The 6743-nt window shown below is 67.0% G+C and carries 7 protein-coding genes; all 7 read left to right on the forward strand.

Annotated features, from left to right (window positions below; all coding sequences use genetic code 11):
- On the forward strand, nucleotides 1-2373 hold a 2373-nt coding region (locus CF68_RS04695), incomplete at its 5' end, for a heavy metal translocating P-type ATPase (protein WP_035816377.1).
- 3 nt (nucleotides 2374-2376) lie between these two features.
- Nucleotides 2377-2523, forward strand: coding sequence for a cbb3-type cytochrome oxidase assembly protein CcoS (gene ccoS, locus CF68_RS04700; protein WP_010809469.1), 147 nt, complete (start codon nucleotides 2377-2379; stop codon nucleotides 2521-2523).
- 155 nt (nucleotides 2524-2678) lie between these two features.
- Complete coding sequence (gene ccoN / locus CF68_RS04705; RefSeq protein WP_010809470.1) at nucleotides 2679-4127, forward strand: cytochrome-c oxidase, cbb3-type subunit I; 1449 nt, start codon at nucleotides 2679-2681, stop codon at nucleotides 4125-4127.
- Nucleotides 4128-4145: 18 nt separating this feature from the next.
- A complete protein-coding gene (gene ccoO / locus CF68_RS04710) occupies nucleotides 4146-4808 on the forward strand; it encodes a cytochrome-c oxidase, cbb3-type subunit II (protein WP_035816378.1) in 663 nt (220 codons plus the stop codon).
- 3 nt (nucleotides 4809-4811) lie between these two features.
- Nucleotides 4812-4976: a cytochrome oxidase gene (locus CF68_RS04715; protein ID WP_010809472.1), complete on the forward strand. Its 165-nt coding sequence runs from the start codon at nucleotides 4812-4814 to the stop codon at nucleotides 4974-4976.
- A 2-nt stretch (nucleotides 4977-4978) separates the two neighbouring features.
- The gene (ccoP, locus tag CF68_RS04720; RefSeq protein WP_035816380.1) at nucleotides 4979-5896 is read left to right on the forward strand and encodes a cytochrome-c oxidase, cbb3-type subunit III; all 918 of its coding nucleotides are present in this window, start codon (nucleotides 4979-4981) and stop codon (nucleotides 5894-5896) included.
- 73 nt (nucleotides 5897-5969) lie between these two features.
- Nucleotides 5970-6743, forward strand: a 774-nt coding sequence (locus CF68_RS38025; protein ID WP_235205669.1) for a 4Fe-4S dicluster domain-containing protein, incomplete at its 3' end; no start/stop codon positions are given.

The raw sequence follows: 6743 nt of genomic DNA on the forward strand, positions 1-6743 counted from the left end.
GGTTGCCAGGCCCTGGCACAGACCCTCCATGCGGCCGGCTTTGCCCACTTGTACGGGGATGAAGCCCGCTTCGCCCGCCCCATCGACGACGACGCCCGGCGCGAGGCCGAGCCGATCTGGGCCGCCTACGACACCCCTGAGCTGCGCGCCCAGTTTGTCCGCCCGCTTGACGGCGGCCGCGCCGAGATCACGCTGGCGCCCGAGAACATCCGCTGCGCCGCTTGCGCGTGGCTGATCGAACAGCACCTGAGCCGCCAGGCGGGCGTGGAGTCCGCGGTCGCCAATGTCGCCACGCGGCGCGTGGTGGTGCGCTGGCGCGATGGTGCCCAGACGGTGGCGGGGCTGCTGGCCGCGCTGGCCGGGATCGGCTACATGGCCTGGCCGTTCGAAGTCTCGCGCACCGACCAGCAGGACCGCCGCGCGCGCCGCGGGCTGCTGATGCGCATGGCCGTGGCCATGCTCGGCATGATGCAGGTCATGATGTATGCGTGGCCGATCTACACCCATGAGGCCACCATCGACCCGGGCCAGCTCCAGCTGATGCGCTGGGCCAGCTTTGCCCTGACGCTGCCGGTCGTGTTCTATGCCGCCTCGCCGATCTTTGCAGGTGCCTGGCGCAGCCTGCGCCAGCGCCATATGGGCATGGACGTGCCGGTGGCGATCGGCGTCGGCGCCGGCTTTGCCGCCAGCGCGCTGGCCACGGTGCGCGGCGTGGGCGAGGTGTATTTCGATTCGGTGACGATGTTCGTCGCCTTCCTGCTGCTGGCGCGCTACCTGGAACTGCGCGTGCGCCAGGCCTCGCGCAGCGGCGCCGAGATGCTGGCGCGCCAACTGCCGGCCACCTGCGAGCGGCTGGCCGCCACCGGCGGCGCCGGCGAGCGTGTGCCGGTCGCGCGCCTGCGCGCGGGCGATCTCATCCGCGTCAAGGCCGGCGAGATCGTTCCCGCCGATGGCGCCGTGGTGGCGGGCGCGAGCGAACTCGACGAATCCATGCTGACCGGCGAGAGCCGCCCGGTGCGCCGCGCCGCCGGCGAGACCGTGCTGGCCGGCAGCTTCAATACGGCAAGCCCGCTCGAACTGCGGATCACGCGCGTCGGCGCCGGCACCCGCCTGGCCGAGATCGTCGCCGTGCTGGACCGCGCGCTGGCTGAAAAGCCGCGCCTGGCCACGCTGGCCGACCGCGTCGCGGGCTGGTTCGTGGCGACGCTGCTGGTGCTGGCGGCGCTGACCGGGCTGGTGTGGGGCCTCTGGATCGATCCGTCGCGCGCCTTGCTGGTGACGATTGCGGTGCTGGTGGTCAGTTGCCCGTGCGCCTTGTCGCTGGCCACGCCGGCCGCACTGGCCGCGGCCGGTGCAGCGCTGTCGCGCCGCGGCGTGCTGCTGACACGCGGCCACGCGCTGGAGACGCTGGCGCGCGTCACCGATGTGGTGCTCGACAAGACCGGAACGCTGACCGAAGGCCGCTTTGCCGTGGCCGCGGTCGAGCCGCTGGCTGACGCCGATCGGGCCCAATGCCTGGTGCTGGCCGCCGCGATGGAGCGCGGTGGCGAACATCCGATCGCGCGCGCACTGGTGGCCGCGGCACAGGGCAACGCCGGCATGCCGCTACAGGTGTCCGACATGCGCAACGTCCCGGGCCAGGGCCTGGAGGCGATCGTCGATGGCCGACGCCTGCGGCTCGGCCGCGCGGACTTTGTCGCGGCGCTGGGATCCGACAGCGGCCAGGCACCAGACACCTGGCGCGGCGACGCGGACCATCCTGGCGCCACCGTGGTGTGGCTGGGCGCGCAAGCGGGCCCGCTGGCGCGCTTCGAACTGGCCGATGTCGAGCGGGCGCAGACGCCGCAGTTGCTCGCGCGGCTGCGCGAACTGGGCGTGCGCTGCCACATGGTATCGGGCGATCACACCGATGCGGTCCACTGGTGGGCATCGCACTTCGGCATCGGCTGCGTGGCCGGCGCGGTCACCCCGGAAGGCAAGCGCGACTACGTGGCGCGGCTGCAGCAGGGCGGGGCGGTGGTGCTGGCCGTGGGCGATGGCATCAACGATGCGCCGGTGCTGGCGCAGGCCCAGGTGTCGATCGCCATCGGCAGCGGCGCGCCGCTGGCCCAGGCCGGCGCGGACGCGGTGCTGACGCACGGCGGCGTGGCCGAGATCGCCACTGCACTGGCGGTGTCGCGCCGGACGCGCCGGGTGGTACGCCAGAACCTGGGCTGGGCCTTCTTCTACAACGTGGTGGCCATCCCGCTCGCAGCGACGGGGCTGGTCACGGCCTGGATGGCCGGCATCGGCATGTCGCTGTCGTCGTTGCTGGTAGTGGCCAATGCCTGGCGCCTGCTGCGCGCCGGCAAGCCACGCCACAAGGGAGCCTGACTGATGGAAACGCTTTACCTGCTGGTGCCGATGAGCCTGGTGCTTGTCGTGGTCATCGCGGGCGCGCTGTGGTGGGCCCTACATGCCGGGCAGTACGACGACCTGGACCGGCCCGCCGAATCGATCCTGCTGGACAACGACAAGCCCTGAACCCGCCGCGCGGCGCGCCCTCCGACCGGGGCCCCGCACGCAGGTTCCATGCATGCCCTGAGCGACTTGATAAAGATCAACGCACACACAGCATGGTTTTTCTAAAGTCACACTGTCAGTAGGTTTTTTCTCTTCTCTAAGCTTTGGGGGTCTGAATGGATGTCACTGCCGCGTCTTCACGCGTCGACACCTTCAATTACGGCGTCGTAAGACAGTTCGCTGTCATGACGGTAGTCTGGGGGATCGTCGGCATGGCCGTCGGCGTGCTGCTGGCAGCACAGCTGATCTGGCCCGAACTCAACTTCAACACACCATGGCTGTCGTTTGGCCGGCTGCGGCCGCTGCATACCAATGCGGTGATCTTCGCCTTCGGCGGCAGCGCGCTGTTTGCGACCTCGTACTACGTGGTCCAGCGCACCTGCCAGGCGCGCCTGTTCTGCGGCCCGCTGGCCGCGTTCACGTTCTGGGGCTGGCAACTGGTCATCGTCGCCGCTGCCATCACGCTGCCGCTGGGGATCACCAGCTCCAAGGAATACGCGGAACTGGAATGGCCGATCGACCTGCTGATCACCGCGGTCTGGGTGGCCTACGCGATCGTGTTCTTCGGCACCATCGTCAAGCGCAAGACCCGGCATATCTACGTCGCCAACTGGTTCTTCGGCGCCTACATCCTGACCATCGCGCTGCTGCATATCGTCAACAACATCGAGATGCCGGTGTCGCTGTGGAAGTCCTACTCGGCCTATGCCGGCGTGCAGGACGCGATGATCCAGTGGTGGTACGGCCATAACGCCGTGGGCTTCTTCCTGACCACCAGCTTCCTGGGGATGATGTACTACTTCATTCCCAAGCAGGCCGAGCGCCCGATCTACTCCTACCGCCTGTCCATCGTCCACTTCTGGGCGCTGAACTTCACCTACATGTGGGCCGGCCCGCACCACCTGCAATACACCGCGCTGCCGGACTGGGCGCAGTCGCTGGGCATGGTGTTCTCGCTGATCCTGCTGGCGCCATCGTGGGGCGGCATGATCAACGGCATCATGACCCTGTCGGGGGCCTGGCACAAGCTGCGCACCGACCCCATCCTGAAGTTCCTGGTGGTGGCGCTGTCGTTCTACGGCATGGCCACGTTCGAAGGCTCGATGATGTCGATCAAGACCGTCAACGCGCTTTCGCACTACACGGACTGGACCATCGGTCACGTGCACTCGGGCGCGCTGGGCTGGGTCGCGATGATCTCGATCGGCTCGCTCTACTACCTGATCCCGCGCCTGTTCGGCGAGAAGCAGATGTACAGCGTCCGCCTGATCGAGTGGCACTTCTGGATCGCGACCATCGGCGTGGTGCTGTATATCGCCTCGATGTGGATCGCCGGGGTGATGGAAGGCCTGATGTGGCGCGCCACGCAGCCTGACGGCACGCTGACCTATGCCTTCGTCGAAGCGGTCAAGGCCAAGTACCCGTTCTACCTGATTCGCTTGCTGGGTGGCCTGTGCTTCCTGTCCGGCATGCTGCTGATGGCCTACAACGTGCTCAAGACCATCGTCGGCAAGCCCGCCGTAGATGCGCCGATCCCGGCCAGCATCACTGCCTCTGCCCACTGATCAATCCAGGATAGAAAGATGTCCGACAAACAACGCTTCTTTTCCCACGAAACGCTGGAGAAGAACATCGGCTGGCTGATCATCTGCACGATCCTCGTGGTCAGCATTGCGGGTCTGGTCCAGATCGTGCCGCTGTTCTTCCAGCACTCCACCACCGAGCCGGATCCGGGCATCACCCCGTATTCGCCGCTGCGGCTGATGGGCCGCGATATCTATATCCGTGAAGGCTGCGTCGGCTGCCACTCGCAGCAGGTCCGCACGCTGCAGGCCGAGACCGAGCGCTACGGCCACTTCTCCACGGCGGGCGAGTCGGTCTACGACCACCCGTTCCTGTGGGGCTCCAAGCGCACCGGTCCCGACCTGGCGCGCGTGGGCGGGCGCTACTCGGATGACTGGCAGCGCATCCACCTTCGCAATCCGCGCGACGTGGTGCCGGAATCGGTGATGCCATCGTACCCGTGGCTGGAAAAGGCCGAGCTGCCCACCAACGATATCCAGGCCCGCATGCGCGCGCTGGTGCGCCTGGGCGTGCCGTACACGGATGCCGAGATCGTCAAGGCACCGGACGAGCTCAAGGGCAAGACCGAAGAAGATGCGCTGGTTGCCTACCTGCAAGGCCTGGGCACCAACCGCCGCAACGTCCGCGTGGATTCCGCCGCGGCCGCGGCACCCAAGGAGTAAGCCATGGCCATGATCACCGCCATTGCGACCGTCGTGTCGATGGTCGTCTTCCTGGGGATCTGCTGGTGGGCCTGGTCCGCCGGCCGGCAGGCCGCCAACCGGGAATCCGCCATGCTGCCGTTCGCGCTGCCTGACGAAACCACGACAACATCGAGCCGGAACACCTAGCCATGAGCGATTTCATTTCCGAATTCTGGAGTTATTACATTGCCGCTATCGCGCTCATCGGCATCGTCTGGTGCGTGTGGCTGCTGTTCTCGCAACGCAAGGTCGCCAAGACCGCCGGCGGCACTGAAGACACCGGCCATGTCTGGGACGGTGACCTGCGCGAGCTGAACAACCCGCTGCCGCGCTGGTGGATGTGGATGTTCCTGCTGGCCTGCATCTTCAGCCTGGCCTACCTGGTGCTGTACCCGGGACTGGGTTCGTATGCCGGCGTGCTGAAGTTCTCCACGCAGGGCGAACTAGCCGCGCACCGCGCGGCGCAGGAGAAAATGCAGAACGAGATCTACGCCAAGTACCTGAAGATGGACGTCAAGCAGGTGGCGGCGGATCCGCAGGCGCGCGAGATCGGCCAGCGCCTGTTCCTGAACTACTGCGCACAGTGCCATGGCTCGGACGCGCGCGGCAGCCGCGGCTTCCCGAACCTGACAGACAGCGACTGGCTCTATGGTGGCGAACCCGACATCATCCAGCAGACCATCACCAAGGGCCGCAATGGCGTGATGCCGCCGTTTGCCGCGGCCATCGACGCCAAGCAGGCGGGCGACGTGGCGCAATACGTGCGCTCGCTGTCGGGCCTGTCGTCGGACCCGATCCGTGCGTCGCGTGGCGAGGACGCCTTCAAGACGACCTGCGTGGCATGCCACGGCGCCGGCGGCAAGGGCAACCAGGCGCTCGGTGCGCCCAACCTGTCGGACAACGTCTGGCTGTATGGCAGCTCGGAAGGCAGCATCGTCGATGCCATCCTGAAGGGCCACAACAACCATATGCCCGCGCATGAGGAGATCCTGACGCCTGAACGCATCCGGATGCTGACGGCCTATGTCTGGGGTTTGTCCAATACCGGGGGCGGAGCCGGGCAATGACCGACGACTCATGTGAGCGGGCGCTGGTGGCTCGCGGGAGAGCATGCCCATGAATGCACCCGGGACCGAAGAAATGGCGCGGGCGGCCGACCTGCAACGGTCGGCCGCTGCGCCGGGCGAGACCTCTGACGAAACGCTCTACGAGGTCCGCCGCAAGATCTACCCGCGCTCGGTGACGGGCGCCTTCTCCAGCTGGCGGGTCTGGCTGGTGATCCTGACCCAGCTGATTTACTACGGCACGCCCTGGCTCCAATGGAATGGCCGCCAGGCCGTGCTGTTCGACCTTGGCGAGCGCAAGTTCTACATCTTCGGGCTGGTGCTGTGGCCGCAGGACGTCATCTACCTGGCGGTGCTGCTGGTCATCTCGGCGCTGGCGCTGTTCCTGTTCACGGCGATCGCGGGACGGCTGTTCTGCGGCTATGCCTGTCCGCAGACGGTCTACACCGAGATCTTCATGTGGATCGAGCGGCGGGTCGAAGGCGACCGCATCGCCCGCATCCGGCTCGATGGCGATCCGTGGAGCCTGCGCAAGTTCCGTCTCAAGGCGACCAAGCACTTCCTGTGGGTGCTGATCGCGCTCTGGACCGGCTTTACCTTCATCGGCTATTTCGCGCCGATCCGCGGACTGGGCGGCGAGGTGCTCAGCCTGTCGCTGGGGCCGTGGCAGTCGTTCTGGATGCTGTTTTACGCGTTCGCCACCTGGGGCAATGCGGGCTTCATGCGCGAGCAGGTGTGCAAGTACATGTGCCCGTATGCGCGCTTCCAGAGCGTGATGGTGGATCGCGATACCTATGTCGTGACCTACGACGTCGGCCGCGGCGAGCCGCGCGGCAGCCGGGCGCGCAAG

This window comes from Cupriavidus sp. SK-4, assembly GCF_000611125.1.
GTDB classification, from domain to species: domain Bacteria; phylum Pseudomonadota; class Gammaproteobacteria; order Burkholderiales; family Burkholderiaceae; genus Cupriavidus; species Cupriavidus necator.